Raw genomic sequence first — 19,138 nt, 5'->3', positions numbered from 1 at the left:
TACTACCTCCTGGCTGCCGGTAGTTTGGCGGCTTTGTTGACATCATACCACCAGGTATCTAACCCGATGGTATATACCGGGCGAATCGCCGGATGGGAGAATTTATCCCACCAGGCGAGCCTGTCTTGCGCCATATACCACATCGGCAGCATGTAATAGTTCCAGGTCAGCACGCGATCCAGCGCCCGTCCCAGCGGCACCAGTTTCGCTTTATCACCCTGCGCTGCGATAATTTGCGCGATCAGTTTATCCACCACCGGGCTTTGTACGCCGGGAGCGTTATAACTGGAGTCAATGTATTCCGACGCCCATGAGATTTGTAGATCGGAGCTGGGCCAGGGCATCGCCCGCCATAGCCTCGGCATCATGTCATAGTCGCGGCTACGCATCCGGTTGGTGAGTTGAGAATTATCAACCTGACGGATAGTCATCGTAATGCCCAGACGCTGAAGATTATGCTGGAAGGGCAGAACCCACTGGCTATTACTGCTGGCAGGAAGGAGAAGTTCAAACGTCAGAGGCTTACCGGTGACGCTATTGACCCGTTGCTGTCCGTTGATCACCCATCCGGCCTGCGTCAACAAGGCGTCAGCTTTAAGAAGATTTTCGCGATCGTAGCCGTCGCCGTTAGAGACCGGCGGCTGATAGATCTGGGTGAAGACTTCAGGAGGAAGATCTTTTTTCATCGGCGCGAGTAATACCAGCTCATCGGCGTCAGGGTAATTTCTGGCGGCGTACTCGGTATTCTGGAAGTAACTGTTGGTTCGGCTCCAGGCATTATAGAACAGCGCTTTATTCATCCACTCAAAATCGAAGGCCAGGGTGACAGCTTCACGTACCCGCCGGTCTTTAAATACCGGGCGCTGAATATTAAAGGCCAGCCAGCGTGTGTCCTGCGCCGACTCGTTTTTCTGCTCTTCTTTAATGATGTAATGATTATCGAAATTTTTACCGATATAGCGCGTTGCCCAGTTTTTAGCGTCGTTTTCCAGCCGTAGATCAAATGCGCCCGCTTTAAACGCCTCGAAAGCGACATTGTCATCAAGGTAGTAATCGTAGCGGATAGTGTCGAGGTTAAAACGTCCACGATTGACCGGCAGATTAGCCGCCCAGTAGTTTTTGACGCGTGAATAGACAATGTACTGGCCCATTTTCCACTGAGTAATCCGGTATGGCCCGCTGGCTAAGGGCGGCGTTGAAAGTGGATCGCTGAGTTTGTGATTTTTCCAGAATTTTTCGGGCATGATCGGTAGTGAAAACAGACTAAGCATGTCTTCTTTACCAGGCTTCGCCAGCTCAATTCGCACGGTTAAAGGCGCAATCGCCTTCACGGTAGTACCTTTATAGACCAGACGGAACTGCGGTACGCCTTCGGTCATGAACTTATGAAAGGTAAAAGCCACATCGCGGGCGGTAATGGGCGTGCCATCGTGAAAACGAGCGCGGGGGTTAATCGAGATTTCCACCCAGGAATAGTCGGCGGCATAGCGGGCATGGTCGGCAATCAGCGGGTAATAGCTTCCGGGCTCATCATCCGAGGTGGTAAAAAGCGTATCGTAAAGGGCTTCGGTACGTACGCCGGGATTGCCGCGCAGCGAATAGCGATTGAAATTATCGAACGTACCAATGGCGGAAAGCGTCATCTGACCGCCTTTCGGCGCAGCAGGATTCACATAATCAAAGTGATCAAAGTTAAAAGCATACTTAGGTTCGCCGAGTACGGCGAAAGCGTAGCTTTCTTTGATTTCCTGGGCCTGGGCGCCAGCGCTAACCAGTGCGACAAGCAGAAGCATTACGCGCGCAATCATCTGAAGGCGGTTTCCTTATCGTATTGCCCGCTGCAAACCGGCAGGCGTTTCGCTGAATAATAAGTGACGTTGCGTCTGCTGTGAATCCGTTAAAACCGTAAGGGGGCTACCATTCAGGCACGGAAGGCGCCGACATCCACAGCACGAAATCTTTAAGGGGTAAAGGACGGCTAATCCAGTACCCCTGCAAGTAATTAACACCGTGATCGCGTAGCCAACGGGCCTGCTCCGGCGTTTCAACGCCCTCGGCCACCGTCAGCATATTCAGGCGTCTGGAGAGCGTCAGCACGGTATCCAGAACCGGAGACGTGACGGTTTCCGTGCCGATCGCCTGGATAAAGCCGCGATCGATTTTCAGATAATCTAAAGTAAATCGCTCCAGATAAATCAGGGCGCTATGGCCTGTACCGAAATCATCTATAGCGATTTCAAACCCGGCGGAATGCAGCCATTCGAACAGTTTGGCCGCTTCATACTGCTGGAGCATATCGCGTTCAGTGATTTCCAGCACGATATGAAAATGGTGCGCGGGCAGGGCGTCCCTGAGCCGGTGCATATCCTCTTTAAAACTGTCGCTGTGCAGATGTTCCGGCGCGATGTTAATGCCAAATTTGGCACCGACGGGCATCACCTTCTGTAGCGTGGGCGCGTCGCGGGCGATCAGCTCGAACAGATGCTGCGTTAACGGTACGATAAGTTGCTGCGCTTCGGCATAGTGGATAAAGGCATCCGGCGGAATCTCGCCTGCCGTAGGGTGACGCCAGCGCAGTAAGACTTCAAGCCCGGTGACGCTCAGCGTACGAGTATCGACGACGGGCTGATAAACCACATAAAACTGCTCGTGTTTGATCGCCGTTAAAATCTCTTTGCCCGGTCGCGTCCGGAGGGCATAGATAAAGTAACAGATAAACCCTGCTACGATGCCGCTAATGCAGCCCAGCATCAACGCATACCACAAGTCATTGTAGGTCCAGCTATCGGCATAAAGCTGTATTTTAAGCGGCAGGCCGTTGATAGTTGCCAGTCGTGATGGCGTACCCGGCAGCTCCGCGACGGTCAGCAGACGCGAAGAAAAGGTCGACAGAGCGGTATTGCCGACAATCAGCGCGATGCCGTTAAAATCATCCTGGCGCGTGGTATAGAGTAAGTAAGGCGTCAGGTTAATATTCAGCGATGTGAATACGCCGCTGTCATTTAATAATGGGTTTCGATACCAAATCACCATTGTCGGTTTGTTGGGCATCATTGGCGTGCCGGGCAGAATCGCCATAGCAACGTCTTTGCGGATATCTATATCCGGTACCAGTTGCTGAAGCGGCATATTCATGGCGCCAGTGGCGGAAGAGCAGAACACTTTTTTATCTTTAATCAATAAGAAGGCGCGGACATTAAGGCTAAAAGCGGCTCTTGAGGTGAGTTCTGCGCCAACCTGCTGACAGGTGTTGATCGTCAACGGTTGAAGAATATCGGTGGTGGCTTTCAGGTCGGCGAAATAGCTGGCCAGGTAATGTTGTACATCAGAAAGGAGCGTATTGTATTTAACATCCCGTTTATGCCACGACAGGAAAAATTGCAGGCTACCAATAAGTAATGCTGCTGCTATCCCCGTAATGATACAGGTAAGCAGGATTTTCCGACCGGAAGAGGAGTCGCGTGTAAGCATAATTCCTGGTGTGACCTGAAAAGGCGGATGCCGGTTAAACTGGTTGATTTATAAGACTATAGCCTGGATTACCCCGGATAGTCATGCTTTTCGTGATGTGCAGGAAAGCGTATTGTCGCAGTAGCCGTTGGGGGAAACGACCTGAATGTCTGATGGCGCTATGTTTATCAGACCTACATTCGTGTGTTATAGGCTGGATAAGAGGCGACACGTCGCCATTCGGCAAAACGGGTTCAGAAGGGATAACAAGCAAAAGCACTGCCGAAGCAGTGCTTTTTATGTCGTCTCATCAGGTAAGCCAAGGGAGGTGCTGCCTGATGAAGATTAACTGCGGCTCAGAACTCGACGCGCTTCATTGTAGCGTTTTTTCCAGTACGGTTCGTTCATACTGGAGATAATGACGCCGCTACTGGTAGACGCATGGACAAACTGGTTATTGCCGATATAAATACCGACATGACGACCAGTGGAGCCGGCGCGGAACAGAACCAGATCGCCCGTACGCAGGTTATTGCGTGAAACCGCTTTGCCCATTTCCTGCTGTTCATAGGTTGAACGCGGAAGCTCTAAACCAAACTGTTCACGGAAGGTGCGCTGTACAAAGCTGGAACAGTCGACGCCTTTCTTAGTGCTGCCGCCCAGGCGGTAACGCACGCCTTTCCAGTCAGCATACTGATCCATAATCCGCGACTTAACGTCGAGGTTACGCACCATATTTTCAAATTCATCCTGAGAGGCTTGCAGTGAAGAGCTATCGCTATTGCCCACAGCATGCGTCTCAGAATGCATATTCTTTGCGGTATTGGTGGTTGTGCTACAAGCAGAAAGCAGAACCGCAACTGCAATCGCAGGAATCCCGCGCAAAATATATCTCAAAATCGGTTGAGATTTGACCATGTTGTTTGTTTTCCCTTGAAGTCCTTAACGATAAATATCGTTATAAAAATGCCAAACGTGATGAGACTAATTACCTGCACAGCTTGAGACAATTCTTTGTGCACAAATCTGTGGCGGAACGCACAAATTTATTCGCAATGAGAATAATTATCTGGCGAGGCAAAACGAGTTTGAGATTACCCGATTGTTGCTGTCATTGCGAGCGATTTCGCGTGATTTTTTATAAGAATTTATGATACGAAAAGTGAACTATCAGCACGGGTCAAATTAAGCGCAAATCGTTTAAAAATCGGGCAAGCTGTTCATTTTGCAGAGGAATAATATGACCGAAAAATGATGGGCTGGGGGAATATCATCATAAATTACCTTCAACGATGTAAAACTATCGCTGAAGGTAATGTTAATTACATAGGTTATTTGTTTAAAATTTGTTTATTTCCGCCCGGGAGATAATTCTCAAAAAGCGCTATCGCCCGGTCGCTGAGCGGGGTCATCAGCCACCAGGGGAGGCCAATCAAAATAACCGTGAGCGACCCGACCACAATATCGGTGAACCAGTGAGCGCCAATCATAACGCGCGGAAACGCGAAAACCACAAATATAATAAGGGCGATAATCCCCGCAGTTTTGCCGAAATAACGCAGCATAAAGGCGGAAAATATCAGCAGCATCATACCGTGATCGCCTGGGAAACTGTCTTTTGACGCGTCTTTTGTCGGGATGTGCAGCAACTCGCTGACGCGATAAATATGCTCAAAAGAGAGCGTTGGGCTGGCGCGCTTGACGGGGATCAGCGCCTGACCGAGTTGGTTAAGCACCACCGCTGTTAGCAGCATGACCAATCCGATTATCACAATGCGCCGCCGGCCCGACGCGTCTTCTTTTAGCCAGAAACTGAGCATCAGTCCGCCCATCGCCAGCAGCGAACAGCCGTCAAACGCCCGATTATTGGTAATAGCGACCCACCAGAGGAACGCGTGGCTTTCCACCAGTTTCTGGTTAAAGAAGTGGAATATGCCGGAATCAATGGTGAACCAGAAACCGTGATTGACGGGAAGATACCATGACAAAAACAGCGCCAGACCGGCGGCATTAAGCAGAATTATCAAGGAATAGCGGGTTTTCATCGTCATTTCGCCATAGTTTTTAAACGGTGGCAACCTTACGCGTGCGTCGCTAAACGAAGCTTCAACAAGGCCGTCTGTAACGTATTCCAGTCGGTTTCTGTGTTTGAGATAAGTTCAACCCGGCTATCCGGCGGCGCGACACTCTGTGTTTCGATGTGCAGGTCATCGCCCTGGCGATTGATGCGTACCAGCCCCTCTTGTATGCGCATAACGCCTTTCACCCGGCCCACCGGCGCCAGACGCGCCCATTCGAGTAGGCCAATGGTGTCAAACACGGTATCGGCATCGAAAATCCAGCCGCAGGCCTGATGACCCTGTCCGCTATTGAGGCTGCGTCGCCAGCGCTGCTGGGCGGGCAGATTTAGCGCGGCGAGTCCTTTTTTACTGGTATGAGTGTGAGAATGCGCGGCGCTGGCCGGCAATTCCGCCAGATTTTGCCGTGGTAAATCAAGAAGCTTACCGTCTATCTGTCCATGTTCGGCATGAATCAGTTGACGATCGCCGCCGTACTGTCGCCACCACTGTTGCAGGGCGGCATCGCTCTGCGCCGTGGCGCGATCGGTCTTATTGGCGATGATAATATCGGCTGAGGCGAGCTGATCGCGGAAATTTTCATTGGCGACGCTCTGTTGGTCCAGTAGCAGGCGAGGGTCAAGGATGCAGAGCGTGGCGCGTAAATCAATCCACGGCTCATAAACCGGCGCAGTTAATAAATCCAGAATCTGTTTTGGGTGTCCCAGTCCGGTTGGTTCAATCAGCAACCGGTCAGGTTTGCCCTGGCGCAGCAGCGTGTTGAGCCCCACCTGCATAGGCAATCCATTGACGCAGCACATGCAGCCGCCGGGGATCTCTTTTAGCAGTGCGCCGCTGTCGGCAAGCAGCGCGCCGTCAATACCCACTTCACCAAATTCATTAACCAGGACGGCCCACTTTTCAGCCGGATCTTTATGAGCTAATAAATGAAGGATAGAGGTGGTTTTTCCACTACCGAGAAATCCAGTAATAAGATTGGTTTTGGTCACGTCAGCTCCAGAATATTGATACAACATAACAACTTTAATAATCCTGGCGAATAAACGTGAAAAAGAGAAGGGCTGAGTTGACGAAGTCGTGCTTCTGCCATCTTAAGAGCAGAAAATGTTAAATTTTTAACGTTTCTCTTGCCTGGTGCAGAACAGTCAATAAAGAAAAGGGTCAGACTGCGCCCTGGGGCGCAGCCGAAAAATGCGAAACTTAATCCGCGCGCCCCATATAACGGCGCTCTTCGATATGAATGCGGATTTTCTCACCTGCGCTCAGGTATTCGGGAACCTGAATCACCAGACCGGTGCTTAATGTCGCGGGTTTGTTACGTGCGCTGGCGGACGCTCCTTTAATACCCGGCGCGGTTTCGACGATTTCCAGATCCACGGTCTGCGGAAGCTCTAGCGCCAGCAGTTGGCCGTCCCAGGTCAGAACCTGCATATCCGGCATTCCGCCTTCAGGCATAAACAGCAACTCTTCTTCAATCTGATCTTTGGTGAAGGTATACGGCGTATAGTCTTCTTTATCCATGAACACATATTCGTTGCCATCGACATAAGAAAAGTCAACGCCGCGACGGCTCAGGGTGACGGTATCAACGATATCGTCGCCTTTGAAACGTTCTTCCACTTTCAGACCGGTGCGGACATCGGAAAAACGCATTTTATACAGTGTGGCGGCGCCACGGGCGGTAGGTGACTGAATGTCGATATCTTTCACAATCAGCAATTTGCCGTTGTAGTTCAGTACCATACCTTTTTTGATTTCGTTCGCTCTTGGCATCGAGGAGATCCTGTTGTAGAGATTATCTAAAATATCGCGTAAAACTACTCGCGCCGGGCCGTCCAGGCAAGTGGAATTGTCACTTTTGCTGGTGCAAAAAAGGTGATACTGTTCGTCCGCTTTCCGCTCCGCGTTCAACGAGAATAGGCGATGGCATGTCGCCTGGAGGGGGGAAGTGTGCTGTGTTGGCCCTTCTGTTTCCAGCCTTGTCTTCGGAATGTCTGAGGACAGGCCTGATCATGATGACGTCCACATTTTAAATCTGGATTTTTCTTTGGACAAATTCTGTTATCTTTCATTTGGTTATAAATAGAGGGGCTGAGCATGGACTGTCGTAGCGGTTGTGGTGCTTGCTGTATTGCGCCTTCAATTTCGTCGCCGATACCCGGAATGCCGAATGGCAAGCCGATGAATACCAGATGCGTGCAGCTTTCGGAAGATAACTTGTGCCTTATCTTTGGCTCGCCTTTACGCCCAAAAGTGTGCTCTGGTTTGCAACCGACAGGGGACATGTGTTTAACGACCCGGGAAGAGGCCATTATTTATTTGCAGGAACTCGAACAGAAAACCTTACCATGATCTAAGCCGCTTTTGATAAATGTGCAGGGGCTTACGTTATATCCCGAAATAGTCTGCAAAAGCTGCGCATCAAATTACCTCCTTTTACCATTAAATAGCGTAATACATGCTTCCCTTATTTCGTGGCTTCTGAAGCGGTAGATGTCGCCGCTCAACCCCGTTGGTGCCTGAACGTGTACCGAACAAACCGTCACATAAAATAAAAACGATCAATTTTATTTATATGATAGTTTTTATCTATTAAAAAGAGGAATTTTGATCGATTTTAATTATTTGTAACGATCGATATCATGAATTTGATAGCTTATATCTATCATTGATGTATTTACCGATCGATATAACCAGTGTGAATGTGTTGTTATTTTCCTTTAAAATACTCGAATTCTTATGTGTGGGTTTTATCTTATGAAGAAATATACGTTCGCAGCCAGGGCGTTTATTTTTACGCTGGTGTTGCTTTTTGTTATTTCAGTATTCGGGTTGACTATTAGCGTTTTAAAAGGGATGTGAAATGCGGGGAGAAAATAGTGAAATTGATTTAGTCGACGTTTCCTTATTCCTTATAAGAAAATGGCTAAGTATCGTGATCGCTACCTTTATTTTTGTCGCCATTGGCTATGTTTTTGTGAGCGTGCAGCATGATACAAAGGTTGTGAGTATTACGATCAAACCTAATCTGGATACGCCTGCTACCTATGCGTTATGTGGCTATGCTAATGATATTCAATGTAAAACAACGGTTATCCTTAACCAGTTTAGCCGTTTCTTGCCTGCGAACTATAAAAATAAAATAAGTTTTGACGCGAAAAATCAGCTTGTCCTTTTTAAGGCGCAGGGGAGGGAAGAAAGCGTCAATAATATTATTTCCACCCTGAAAAATAGTGTCGATAAAATGGCAGCATGGTATATCGATGACGGTGACATTAAACGTTATAGCGTGCATAAAAATATGTTACAAACGGAAACATATGCAAAGCTATCCTTGTTGTCGGAGGCGGTTAAAAATAATGCTAACATTGAAGTGATAGATGTTGCTGTCACACCAAAATATAAGATGCGGCTGGTGTTGGTTCTTTGCGGACTGATGGGCGTAATTTTCTCAATAACCGGTCTTTTATGTAGGAGGGCGCTAACAGAATATCGTATTGAGAAAAAGACAATGAATGACCGCGCATGAACATTGCGCAGAGATAAACTCTGCGCTGAATGTGTCGAAGAGTAAAAGTATCAGGCTTGCAAGTTAAACATCTTTAATACGCGCCAGGCAGAACATGGTGGCGACAATCATGACTAACGCAAACCAGAAGACCGCATGATAATTCCAGATTTCTGCGGCGATTCCCGCCAGCGAACCGGCAATGATCCAGCCGACGCGAATGGTATTGGTATACAGCGTGGTGGCTGAACCCGCCTGGCCTGGCATGAGATCCTGAAAATAGAGCATGCCAATCCCGCCAAGAATGCCGATGTAAATCGCGTTCAGCAACTGCAAGCCGAGTAACGTTGCCGGCGCGTGCGCCAGCAACATCCCCGCATAAAAGCACAGTCCGGCGACAACGGCGATGCACATTAACAGGCGTTTTCCCAACCGTTTGGCGAAGTAACCTGCAATCAGCATTGTGGGAATCTCCAGCCCGGCGGCGGTGCCCATCATCACGCCTGCAAGTTTTTCCGGAAGATGCAGCTCATTGATGATAAACAGCGGCATATTAATGATATACAGGCTGTTAGTTCCCCACATTAACGTACAGATGACAAACAGCAACAGCGTATCGCGGCGATTACGACGCGGTGCTTCCAGCGTGCCGGTTGCCAGCGGCGCATCTTTGCGCATTGACGGTAAAAAGAACCACACCATGACGCCGCAGACGATAAAAGCTACCGCCGCGCTCAAATACATCACCGTAAAGCTAAAACCCATCGCCAGCGCATAGGCCAGCGGCGGCCCAATGACCCAGGCCAATGAGACCTGGGCGCGGAGGATTGAGCTGAACATCACCGCTTCACGACCTGTACGATCGGCATGTTCACGGGCGAGCGCAAACATCTGCGGGTTGGCGGTAGAGCCGAAGCTACTGAGAAAGACGCCGATAAACAGCAAAATAAAGTAGTTGCGGTTCCAGGCAAACAGCACGCAGGCCAACATGCCCAGCACGCAACAGAAAACGATCAGTTTTTTGCGATCGCCTTTTTTATCTGAGCGACCGGCCAGAAACTGGCTCACGATAATGCCGATAACCGCGCTGCCGGTAAAAAAGAATCCCACCATGCCGGGGCGGGCGTGAACCTCATCCGTCAGAAAAATACTGAGCGTCGGCGTCTGTAACGCACCGGCAATACCGGTGAGAAAAGCCACGATCAAAAAGGCGGTAGACGTCAGGTCAAACGATTTAGGCGCAGCGGCGGCGGGACTGTTGTGCATGTTTCTATATCAGTGGTGTGAAGAGAGGCGGAGTTTACGCTGCCCGTCAGAAAATAAACAGGCGTCTGAATCAAAATCGACACGAAAAATCAAAATAGCATTCCAGTTTGTTACCTGGGTGTGCTGACGCAAGCTGAAAGAAAAAAGCTGAAGCCTTTTATGCGTCAGCTATTGAGGGGCTGTTGGAGAAAAAATGTGCTTTACCTCAAAAAATTGCTACAAAACCGGTAACTTTTCTTGCGTGCTGAAGCAGAAAGATCCAGACTTCTTGAAACGTTTCAGCGCGATCTGGTTTTTTTGATAACTCATATTGGCGCTTTTTTTCTCATAGTGGCTGAATCGTTTCAATTCAGCAGGAGAGGAGACACATGTTCCAGTTATCGGTTCAGGACATTCATCCGGGCGAGCAGGCCGGAAATAAAGAAGAGGCCATTCGGCAAATCGCCGCCGCGTTAGCGCAGGCGGGGAATGTGGCGGGCGGCTATGTTGACGGTATGCTGGCGCGCGAACAGCAAACCTCGACCTTTCTTGGCAATGGTATTGCGATTCCCCATGGCACAACAGACACGCGCGATCAGGTGCTGAAAACCGGCGTCCAGGTCTTTCAATTCCCGCAGGGCGTTACCTGGGGAGAAGGCCAGGTCGCCTACGTGGCGATTGGTATTGCCGCCAGTTCGGACGAACACCTCGGCCTGCTGCGTCAGCTGACGCATGTGCTGAGCGATGACTCCGTGGCTGAACAGCTGAAATCCGCGACAACGGCGGAAGAGCTGCGCGCATTGCTGATGGGCGAGAAGCAAAGTGAACAATTAAAACTTGATAACGAGACGATGACGCTGGATGTCATCGCCAGCTCGCTGGTCACATTGCAGGCGCTAAATGCGGCGCGTCTGAAAGAGGCGGGAGCGGTTGATGCGGCGTTCGTCGCAAAAACGATTAACGATAGTCCGATGAATCTGGGACAAGGCATCTGGCTGAACGACAGCGCGGAAGGCAATTTGCGCAGCGCTGTTGCGGTAAGCCGTGCGACCCAGGCGTTTGACGTAGAGGGTGAAAAAGCAGCCTTATTAGTCACTGTCGCGATGAACGACGAGCAGCCGATTGCCGTGCTAAAACGCCTCGGCGACCTGTTGCTGAACAATAAAGCCGATCGTCTGCTGAGCGCCGACGCCGCGACGCTGCTGGCGTTGCTGACCAGTGGTGATGCGCTGACGGATGACGTACTGAGCGCGGAATTTGTAGTGCGTAATGAGCATGGTCTCCATGCCCGTCCGGGCACCATGCTGGTGAATACGATTAAACAATTTAACAGTGAAATTACCGTGACAAACCTTGATGGAACCGGCAAACCGGCAAACGGACGTAGTCTGATGAAAGTGGTGGCATTAGGCGTGAAGAAAGGCCATCGTCTGCGCTTTACCGCGCAGGGTGAAGATGCTGAACAGGCGCTGAAAGCGATTGGCGATGCGATCGCCGCCGGTCTCGGGGAGGGCGCATAATGAGCAGGCGTGTCGCCACCATTACCCTTAATCCGGCTTACGATCTGGTTGGGTTTTGCCCTGAAATCGAACGCGGCGAAGTGAACCTGGTGAAAACCACGGGTCTGCACGCGGCGGGCAAAGGCATTAACGTTGCCAAGGTGCTGAAAGACTTAGGCATCGACGTCACCGTCGGCGGTTTTCTCGGTAAAGATAACCAGGACGGTTTTCAGCAATTATTCAGCGAACTGGGCATCGCTAACCGCTTTCAGGTGGTTCAGGGCCGGACCCGCATCAACGTGAAGCTGACGGAAAAAGATGGCGAAGTGACCGACTTCAACTTTTCCGGCTTTGACGTGACCCCCGCAGACTGGGAACGCTTTGTTAACGACTCCCTGAGCTGGCTGGGCCAGTTCGATATGGTCTGCGTCAGCGGTAGCTTACCGGCTGGCGTGAGTCCGGAAGCGTTCACCGACTGGATGACGCGTCTGCGCAGCCAGTGTCCATGCATTATCTTTGATAGTAGCCGTGAAGCGTTAGTCGCCGGTCTTAAAGCTGCGCCGTGGCTGGTGAAACCGAATCGCCGCGAACTGGAAATTTGGGCGGGTCGTAAGCTCCCGGAAATGAAAGATGTAATTGATGCGGCGCACGCGTTACGCGAACAGGGTATCGCTCATGTGGTGATTTCGCTGGGGGCGGAAGGCGCGCTGTGGGTTAACGCCTCAGGAGAATGGATCGCTAAACCACCGGCAGTGGACGTGGTAAGTACCGTCGGCGCAGGCGATTCCATGGTTGGCGGATTGATTTACGGCCTGCTGATGCGCGAGTCCAGCGAACATACGCTGCGTCTGGCGACGGCGGTTGCCGCGCTGGCGGTCAGCCAGAGCAATGTGGGTATTACCGATCGTCCTCAGTTGGCCGCAATGATGGCGCGTGTCGACTTACAACCGTTTAACTGACAGCAGGAGAGGCATAATGAAAACGCTGCTGATAATTGACGCTAATCTCGGCCAGGCTCGCGCTTACATGGCGAAAACCCTGCTTGGAGCGGCGGCGCATAAAGCAAATCTGGAAATTATCGACAATCCGAATGATGCTGAACTGGCGATCGTGCTGGGCGAATCTCTGCCGAACGACAATGCTCTGAACGGCAAAAAGGTTTGGCTGGGGGATATTGGTCGCGCCGTCGCGCATCCGGAACTGTTTCTGAGTGAAGCCAAAAGCCATGCGACCCCTTACAGCGCCCCTGCTGCGGCTGCTCCTGCGGCGAGCGGCGGTCCGAAACGCGTGGTCGCGGTAACGGCCTGCCCGACCGGCGTCGCCCATACTTTTATGGCGGCTGAAGCCATTGAAACGGAAGCGAAAAAACGCGGCTGGTGGGTAAAAGTCGAAACGCGCGGCTCCGTGGGGGCCGGCAATGCCATCACCCCGGAAGAGGTGGCGGAAGCGGATTTAGTGATTGTGGCGGCGGATATCGAAGTGGATCTGGCGAAGTTTGCCGGTCTCCCGATGTACCGCACGTCGACCGGCCTGGCGCTGAAAAAGACGGCGCAGGAGCTGGATAAAGCCGTAGCGGAAGCAACGCCGTATCAACCGGCGGGTAAGGCATCGCAAGCGGCGACCGAAGGGAAGAAAGAGAGCGCTGGCGCATACCGGCATCTGTTGACGGGCGTTTCTTACATGCTGCCTATGGTGGTTGCCGGGGGACTGTGTATTGCGCTTTCCTTCGCCTTTGGTATTGAAGCCTTTAAGGTGCCGGACACGCTGGCGGCGGCGCTGATGCAGATTGGCGGCGGTTCGGCGTTTGCGCTGATGGTGCCGGTACTGGCGGGTTATATCGCTTTCTCCATCGCGGATCGCCCAGGCCTTACGCCAGGTCTGATTGGCGGTATGCTGGCGGTTAGCACCGGTTCCGGTTTTATCGGCGGGATCATTGCCGGCTTCCTTGCCGGGTATATGGCGAAGCTTATCAGTACCAAACTGAAACTTCCGCAAAGTATGGAAGCGCTGAAGCCAATCCTGATCATCCCGTTAATTTCCAGTCTGGTGGTGGGGCTGGCAATGATTTACCTGATCGGTAAACCGGTTGCCGGGATTCTGGAAGGGCTCACCCACTGGCTGCAAACCATGGGGACGGCAAACGCGGTGCTGCTGGGCGCGATTCTCGGCGGGATGATGTGTACCGACATGGGCGGCCCGGTGAACAAAGCGGCGTATGCGTTTGGCGTTGGTCTGCTGAGTACGCAAACTTACGCGCCGATGGCGGCGATCATGGCCGCAGGTATGGTACCGCCGTTAGCGCTGGGTCTGGCGACGATGGTGGCGCGCCGTAAGTTCGACAAAGCGCAGCAGGAAGGCGGTAAAGCGGCGTTGGTGCTGGGGCTGTGCTTTATCACTGAAGGCGCTATTCCGTTTGCGGCACGCGACCCGATGCGTGTACTGCCGTGCTGTATCGTTGGCGGCGCGTTGACCGGGGCCATTTCTATGGCGGTAGGCGCAAAATTGATGGCGCCGCATGGCGGTCTGTTTGTTCTGCTTATCCCAGGCGCAATTACACCGGTATTGGGATACCTGCTGGCAATTGTGGCCGGTACGCTGGTGGCAGGGCTGGCTTATGCCGTCCTGAAACGTCCGGAGACGGAAGTCGCGGCAAAAGCGGCGTAAGAGAAACACGCTAAAAAAGGCAGAGCGCGCTCTGCCTTTTTTATTGCCTGAAGAACATTGAGCGTCAGGCCACCGCTTCGGCAATTTGCTGGGCTTTTAACCACGCAATCTCTTCCGCCCAGATATCAGGATTGATGGTCTCCAGTATCAGCGGAATACCGTCAAAACGCCCATCCTGCATAATCCAACGAAACGCATCGTGGCCGATATTGCCTTCACCCAGGCTGTGATGGCGGTCAACGCGGCTACCGAAGGCGCTTTTGGCGTCGTTCAGGTGCATTCCGCGCAAATACTGAAATCCGACAATTTTCCCGAATTCGGCGAACGTTTTTTCGCACGCCTCTGGCGTACGCAGATCGTATCCGGCGGCAAAGGCATGGCAGGTATCGATACAGACGCCAACGCGCGACTTATCTTCCACGCCGTCGATGATGGCGGCTAACTGTTCAAACTCAAACCCCAGATTACTGCCCTGACCGGCTGTATTTTCGATAACCGCCGTAACGCCCTCGGTCTGCGCGAGGGCGATATTGATGGATTCCGCGATCCGCGCCAGGCAATCCTCCTGTGCAATCTGCATCAGATGGCTACCGGGATGAAAATTAAGCAAGGTTAAGCCGAGTTGTTCACAGCGCTGCATTTCATCGAGAAAGGCATCGCGTGATTTTTCCAGCGCTTCACTGACCGGATGGCCCAGATTAATCAGGTAACTATCGTGGGGAAGAATTTGCGCCGCCGAGAAAAGATACTTTTCACAGGCGATTTTAAAGTCATCAATGACCTGGGGAGTAAGGGGGGCGGCACGCCACTGACGCTGGTTTTTTGTGAAAAGCGCAAAGGCCGTTGCGCCAATTTCAGCCGCGCGGGCAGGGGCGTTAGCCAGACCGCCAGCAGCGCTGACGTGCGCTCCGATGTATTTCATAAAAGACTCCTGTTAAACCCGCTAACGGTTCATTACGAACGCTATGATAACGGGTTAACAGGCGTGAAACGTAATAATTTATGCGATAAGGCTATGGATTAGGACGTTAATGGCGCCACCGCCAATAATCAGCCAGGCGAATAATGCCAGCGCCATCAGCAGCGGTTTCGCCCCCGCTTTTTTCAATGCGCTAACGTGAGTGGTCAGACCCAACGCCGCCATTGCCATCGCCAGCAGCACTGTGTCCAGCGTCACCAGCATATCCACCACGGCTTTCGGCAGCAGGTGGAAAGAGTTGAAGATCGCCACTACGATGAAGAAAATAGCAAACCACGGAATGGTAATTTTGCTTTTTTCCGCGCCGGTCGCCGGTGAAAGCTGTTTAACGCGCGCCGCCAGAATGATCAGGAACGGCGCCAGCATCATGACACGCAGCATCTTAGCGATAACTGCCGCATTTTCCGCATCCGGGCTAACGGCATGACCCGCTGCGACCACTTGCGCGACTTCATGCATGGTTGAGCCGATATAGATGCCGTAAGTTTCCGGGCTGAACCAGTGCGCCAGCAGCGGATACATTGCCGGGTAAAGGAAAATAGCGATGGTGCCGAAAATAACGACAGTCGCGACGGCTACAGTAACCTTACTGGCTTCCGCTTTTACCACCGGTTCTGTCGCCAGTACCGCCGCCGCGCCGCAGATACTGCTACCGGCGCCAATCAGCCAGCTGGTATGCCTGTCCAGACCAAAGACTTTTTGGCCTAAGAAGCAGGCCAGCATGAACGTGCTGGAAAGCGTTAATACGTCAATCACAATACCGCTAATGCCCACATCGGCGATTTGTGAAAAGGTAAGGCGGAAGCCGTAAAGGATAATCCCTAAACGCAGTAAATGTTGTTTTGCAAACAGCACGCCGCCGTCGCATTGTTTCCATATTTGTGGATAGATGGTATTCCCGATAACCATACCCAGCAGGATAGCCAGGGTCAGGGCGCTGAACCCCGCGCCTGCAACGGCAGGGATAGCGCCGCCCCACAGGGCGACTCCTGTAATGACGGCGCTCAGAGCGAGCCCCGGTATAAAATGCCACATTGTACGACGATGATTCTGCAAGGTGAGTTCTGTCATAACCTTCTCCTGTATATGGACAATAAGGTTACGGTGATCTGGTTTAAAAATAAAATTGATTATATATTTATAATTAATCTTTATAAGTGGTAAGTGAAACGCTATCGGTGGGATACGACTATGCATATTACGCTACGACAACTTGAAGTGTTTGCTGAAGTACTGAAAAGCGGTTCAACAACCCAGGCGTCGGTCATGCTGTCATTATCGCAGTCCGCCGTTAGCGCCGCGCTCACCGATCTGGAAGGTCAGCTCGGCGTACAGTTGTTTGATCGGGTGGGGAAACGGCTGGTGGTCAACGAACATGGGCGCTTGTTATACCCGCGCGCGCTGGCATTGCTGGAGCAAGCGGTAGAAATTGAGCAGCTATTTCGTGAAGATAACGGCGCGATACGGGTTTATGCCAGTAGCACCATCGGCAATTACATTTTACCCGCCATGATTGCCCGCTATCGCCAGCATTATCCGGCCTTGCCGCTGGAACTCAGCGTGGGAAACAGCCAGGACGTGATTAACGCGGTGCTGGATTTTCGGGTTGATATCGGCCTGATTGAAGGGCCGTGTCACAGTACAGAGATTATCTCTGAGCCGTGGCTGGAAGATGAGCTGGTGGTCTTTGCCGCGCCGTCTTCGCCGCTGACGCAGGGGCCGGTGACGCTGGAACAGCTTGCGGCATCCCCATGGATTTTACGCGAGCGCGGTTCCGGTACGCGGGAAATTGTCGATTATTTGCTGTTGTCGCATTTGCCGCGCTTTCATATGGCGATGGAGTTGGGGAATTCAGAAGCGATCAAACATGCGGTGCGTCATGGACTGGGGATAAGCTGTTTATCGCGCCGGGTGATTGCTGAACAACTCCAGGCGGGAACCCTGGGCGAAGTCGCGGTGCCGTTACCGCGCCTGGTGCGCACGTTGTGGCGTGTTCATCATCGGCAGAAACATCTTTCTAACGCGTTGCAGCGTTTTTTGAGTTACTGTGAATAAAGGTGAAGAGGAGGGCTGCCCGGGCGGCATCGCCATTTTTAGTATCCGCTTACGTATACGTTATTCTCTGCTTTACTTATAATCCGTGGCCGGTCATGAAGGTCTCTTATAACCGCGCATTTGTGTCGGAAGGATAGTATTTCGTCTGTTACAATCGCGCCTCATTTTTTGGATGGATAGCATTTTCACATGGGTTCCAAAACTAAAACCACAGAAGCGCCCGCGCTACGTCGCGAATTAAAGGCGCGTCACCTGACGATGATTGCCATTGGCGGCTCCATCGGGACAGGTCTTTTCGTTGCATCTGGTGCGACAATTTCTCAGGCGGGGCCAGGCGGCGCGCTGTTTTCTTATATTCTGATTGGTTTGATGGTCTACTTCCTGATGACCAGTCTTGGCGAGCTGGCGGCCTATATGCCAGTATCTGGCTCGTTTGCGACATATGGTCAGAACTATGTGGAAGAAGGCTTTGGTTTCGCGCTGGGCTGGAACTACTGGTACAACTGGGCGGTGACTATCGCTGTTGACCTGGTTGCCGCGCAATTGGTGATGGGCTGGTGGTTCCCGGACACGCCGGGCTGGATCTGGAGCGCGCTATTCCTCTGCGTCATTTTCTTGCTGAACTACATTTCTGTACGCGGTTTTGGCGAGGCGGAGTACTGGTTCTCGTTAATTAAAGTCGCGACCGTTATTATCTTCATCATCGTTGGCGTAGCGATGATTATCGGCATTTTTAAAGGTGTCGAGCCGGTCGGCTGGAGCAACTGGACGACGGGCGATGCGCCTTTCGCTGGCGGTTTTGCGGCAATGATTGGCGTCGCGATGATCGTGGGCTTCTCTTTCCAGGGAACTGAGCTGATTGGTATTGCCGCCGGGGAATCTGAAAACCCGGAGAAGAATATTCCACGCGCGGTGCGTCAGGTGTTCTGGCGTATTCTGCTGTTTTATGTTTTCGCGATTTTGATTATCAGCCTGATCATTCCTTATACCGATCCAAACCTGCTGCGTAACGACGTCAAAGACATTAGCGTCAGTCCGTTTACCTTAGTGTTCCAGCATGCGGGCTTGTTGTCTGCGGCGGCGATAATGAATGCGGTTATCCTGACGGCGGTACTGTCTGCGGGTAACTCCGGGATGTATGCCTCGACCCGTATGCTCTACACCCTGGCCTGTGACGGTAAGGCCCCGCGTATTTTTGCGAAATTGTCCCGCGGCGGCGTACCGCGCAATGCGCTTTATGCCACCACCGTGATTGCCGGTCTTTGCTTTTTGACCTCAATGTTTGGCAACCAGACGGTCTATCTGTGGCTGTTGAACACCTCCGGTATGACGGGCTTCATCGCCTGGCTGGGGATTGCCATTAGCCATTATCGCTTCCGTCGCGGTTACGTGTTACAAGGGTATGATGTGAATGATTTGCCGTACCGTTCCGGGTTCTTCCCGCTGGGGCCGATTTTCGCCTTTGTACTGTGCCTGATTATTACGTTGGGGCAGAACTATGAAGCGTTCCTGAAAGATACCATCGACTGGGGCGGCGTCGCGGCGACCTATATCGGTATTCCGCTGTTCCTGCTTATCTGGTTCGGCTACAAGCTGATAAAAGGTACGCATTTCGTGCGCTATAGTGAAATGCACTTCCCGGAACGCGTTAAAAAGTAAC

17 protein-coding genes are annotated in these 19,138 nt (G+C 51.9%); 8 read left to right on the top strand and 9 right to left on the bottom strand.

The genetic code is table 11. The annotated features are described in order from the left end of the window. Positions 1–2: 2 nt before the first annotated feature. The 6 genes from ACLJRS_RS07295 to yeiP all read right to left on the bottom strand — a co-directional run bounded on the left by ACLJRS_RS07295 (position 3) and on the right by yeiP (position 7,301). Positions 3–1,808: an extracellular solute-binding protein gene (locus ACLJRS_RS07295; protein WP_000561742.1), complete on the bottom strand. Its 1,806-nt coding sequence runs from the start codon at positions 1,806–1,808 to the stop codon at positions 3–5. Between the two features lie 106 nt (positions 1,809–1,914). After that, the gene (locus tag ACLJRS_RS07290) at positions 1,915–3,471 is read right to left on the bottom strand and encodes a cyclic di-GMP phosphodiesterase (protein WP_000957745.1); all 1,557 of its coding nucleotides are present in this window, start codon (positions 3,469–3,471) and stop codon (positions 1,915–1,917) included. A 324-nt stretch (positions 3,472–3,795) separates the two neighbouring features. After that, positions 3,796–4,368 (bottom strand): bifunctional murein DD-endopeptidase/murein LD-carboxypeptidase, encoded by a 573-nt coding sequence (gene mepS / locus ACLJRS_RS07285; RefSeq protein WP_000241015.1) that lies wholly within the window; start codon positions 4,366–4,368, stop codon positions 3,796–3,798. 413 nt (positions 4,369–4,781) lie between these two features. Further along, entirely contained in the window at positions 4,782–5,501 is a 720-nt protein-coding gene (locus ACLJRS_RS07280) for a phosphatase PAP2 family protein (RefSeq protein ID WP_000178091.1), read from the bottom strand. 29 nt (positions 5,502–5,530) lie between these two features. After that, positions 5,531–6,517, bottom strand: a complete 987-nt coding sequence (locus ACLJRS_RS07275; protein ID WP_000169353.1) for a CobW family GTP-binding protein — start codon at positions 6,515–6,517, stop codon at positions 5,531–5,533. A 211-nt stretch (positions 6,518–6,728) separates the two neighbouring features. Next, a complete protein-coding gene (yeiP, locus tag ACLJRS_RS07270; RefSeq protein WP_001136822.1) occupies positions 6,729–7,301 on the bottom strand; it encodes an elongation factor P-like protein YeiP in 573 nt (190 codons plus the stop codon). A gap of 324 nt (positions 7,302–7,625) precedes the next feature. Between yeiP and ACLJRS_RS07265 the strand changes: the two genes are divergently transcribed. From ACLJRS_RS07265 to ACLJRS_RS07255, 3 genes are all read left to right on the top strand, one after another. Next, entirely contained in the window at positions 7,626–7,880 is a 255-nt protein-coding gene (locus tag ACLJRS_RS07265) for a YkgJ family cysteine cluster protein (protein ID WP_001669233.1), read from the top strand. Positions 7,881–8,267: 387 nt separating this feature from the next. Continuing rightward, the gene (locus ACLJRS_RS07260) at positions 8,268–8,390 is read left to right on the top strand and encodes a membrane protein (protein WP_001519564.1); all 123 of its coding nucleotides are present in this window, start codon (positions 8,268–8,270) and stop codon (positions 8,388–8,390) included. A gap of 1 nt (position 8,391) precedes the next feature. Further along, positions 8,392–9,057: a GNVR domain-containing protein gene (locus ACLJRS_RS07255; protein ID WP_001213886.1), complete on the top strand. Its 666-nt coding sequence runs from the start codon at positions 8,392–8,394 to the stop codon at positions 9,055–9,057. 63 nt (positions 9,058–9,120) lie between these two features. On the opposite strand, the gene setB is transcribed toward ACLJRS_RS07255, so the two are convergent. Next, positions 9,121–10,302 (bottom strand): sugar efflux transporter SetB, encoded by a 1,182-nt coding sequence (setB, locus tag ACLJRS_RS07250; RefSeq protein WP_000551934.1) that lies wholly within the window; start codon positions 10,300–10,302, stop codon positions 9,121–9,123. A gap of 368 nt (positions 10,303–10,670) precedes the next feature. Between setB and fruB the strand changes: the two genes are divergently transcribed. Genes fruB through fruA form a run of 3 tightly spaced genes read left to right on the top strand, consistent with a single transcriptional unit; the run spans position 10,671 to position 14,444 of the window. Continuing rightward, positions 10,671–11,801 carry a fused PTS fructose transporter subunit IIA/HPr protein gene (gene fruB, locus ACLJRS_RS07245; RefSeq protein WP_410957767.1) on the top strand — a complete coding sequence of 377 codons (1,131 nt, stop codon included), beginning with the start codon at positions 10,671–10,673 and terminating at the stop codon, positions 11,799–11,801. After that, positions 11,801–12,739, top strand: coding sequence for a 1-phosphofructokinase (gene fruK / locus ACLJRS_RS07240; protein WP_000091249.1), 939 nt, complete (start codon positions 11,801–11,803; stop codon positions 12,737–12,739). The genes fruB and fruK overlap by 1 nt, the downstream gene beginning before the upstream one ends. Before the next feature lie 16 nt (positions 12,740–12,755). Beyond that, entirely contained in the window at positions 12,756–14,444 is a 1,689-nt protein-coding gene (gene fruA / locus ACLJRS_RS07235; protein ID WP_000854408.1) for a PTS fructose transporter subunit IIBC, read from the top strand. Between the two features lie 64 nt (positions 14,445–14,508). Here the strand turns inward: fruA and nfo are convergent, their stop codons facing one another. Together nfo and ACLJRS_RS07225 are read right to left on the bottom strand one after the other, a co-directional pair. After that, positions 14,509–15,366, bottom strand: a complete 858-nt coding sequence (gene nfo / locus ACLJRS_RS07230; protein WP_000873920.1) for a deoxyribonuclease IV — start codon at positions 15,364–15,366, stop codon at positions 14,509–14,511. Positions 15,367–15,444: 78 nt separating this feature from the next. Then, entirely contained in the window at positions 15,445–16,494 is a 1,050-nt protein-coding gene (locus ACLJRS_RS07225) for a YeiH family protein (protein WP_000137961.1), read from the bottom strand. A 120-nt stretch (positions 16,495–16,614) separates the two neighbouring features. On the opposite strand from ACLJRS_RS07225, the gene yieE reads away from it, so the two are divergent. Together yieE and lysP are read left to right on the top strand one after the other, a co-directional pair. Next, positions 16,615–17,478, top strand: coding sequence for a DNA-binding transcriptional regulator YeiE (gene yieE / locus ACLJRS_RS07220; protein WP_000548316.1), 864 nt, complete (start codon positions 16,615–16,617; stop codon positions 17,476–17,478). Between the two features lie 189 nt (positions 17,479–17,667). Then, the gene (lysP, locus tag ACLJRS_RS07215; RefSeq protein WP_000535000.1) at positions 17,668–19,137 is read left to right on the top strand and encodes a lysine-specific permease; all 1,470 of its coding nucleotides are present in this window, start codon (positions 17,668–17,670) and stop codon (positions 19,135–19,137) included. Position 19,138 lies beyond the last annotated feature (1 nt).

Origin of the sequence: Salmonella sp. SAL00670 (assembly GCF_046552235.1) — a bacterium.
GTDB classification, from domain to species: domain Bacteria; phylum Pseudomonadota; class Gammaproteobacteria; order Enterobacterales; family Enterobacteriaceae; genus Salmonella; species Salmonella enterica.
Note: the sequence above shows the minus strand (reverse complement) of the source record. Positions and strands in the feature narration are given on the sequence as shown.

Excerpts from the sequence above, each read along its gene's own strand:
- ACLJRS_RS07255 (WP_001213886.1), top strand. The coding sequence starts at position 8,392 with ATGCGGGGAGAAAATAGTGAAATTGATTTAGTCGACGTTTCCTTATTC.
- mepS (WP_000241015.1), bottom strand. The coding sequence starts at position 4,368 with ATGGTCAAATCTCAACCGATTTTGAGATATATTTTGCGCGGGATTCCT.
- ACLJRS_RS07290 (WP_000957745.1), bottom strand. The coding sequence starts at position 3,471 with ATGCTTACACGCGACTCCTCTTCCGGTCGGAAAATCCTGCTTACCTGT.
- lysP (WP_000535000.1), top strand. The coding sequence starts at position 17,668 with ATGGGTTCCAAAACTAAAACCACAGAAGCGCCCGCGCTACGTCGCGAA.
- fruK (WP_000091249.1), top strand. The coding sequence starts at position 11,801 with ATGAGCAGGCGTGTCGCCACCATTACCCTTAATCCGGCTTACGATCTG.
- ACLJRS_RS07225 (WP_000137961.1), bottom strand. The coding sequence starts at position 16,494 with ATGACAGAACTCACCTTGCAGAATCATCGTCGTACAATGTGGCATTTT.
- nfo (WP_000873920.1), bottom strand. The coding sequence starts at position 15,366 with ATGAAATACATCGGAGCGCACGTCAGCGCTGCTGGCGGTCTGGCTAAC.
- ACLJRS_RS07280 (WP_000178091.1), bottom strand. The coding sequence starts at position 5,501 with ATGACGATGAAAACCCGCTATTCCTTGATAATTCTGCTTAATGCCGCC.
- ACLJRS_RS07295 (WP_000561742.1), bottom strand. The coding sequence starts at position 1,808 with ATGATTGCGCGCGTAATGCTTCTGCTTGTCGCACTGGTTAGCGCTGGC.
- yeiP (WP_001136822.1), bottom strand. The coding sequence starts at position 7,301 with ATGCCAAGAGCGAACGAAATCAAAAAAGGTATGGTACTGAACTACAAC.
- ACLJRS_RS07260 (WP_001519564.1), top strand. The coding sequence starts at position 8,268 with ATGTGTGGGTTTTATCTTATGAAGAAATATACGTTCGCAGCCAGGGCG.
- setB (WP_000551934.1), bottom strand. The coding sequence starts at position 10,302 with ATGCACAACAGTCCCGCCGCCGCTGCGCCTAAATCGTTTGACCTGACG.
- yieE (WP_000548316.1), top strand. The coding sequence starts at position 16,615 with ATGCATATTACGCTACGACAACTTGAAGTGTTTGCTGAAGTACTGAAA.
- ACLJRS_RS07265 (WP_001669233.1), top strand. The coding sequence starts at position 7,626 with ATGGACTGTCGTAGCGGTTGTGGTGCTTGCTGTATTGCGCCTTCAATT.
- fruA (WP_000854408.1), top strand. The coding sequence starts at position 12,756 with ATGAAAACGCTGCTGATAATTGACGCTAATCTCGGCCAGGCTCGCGCT.
- fruB (WP_410957767.1), top strand. The coding sequence starts at position 10,671 with ATGTTCCAGTTATCGGTTCAGGACATTCATCCGGGCGAGCAGGCCGGA.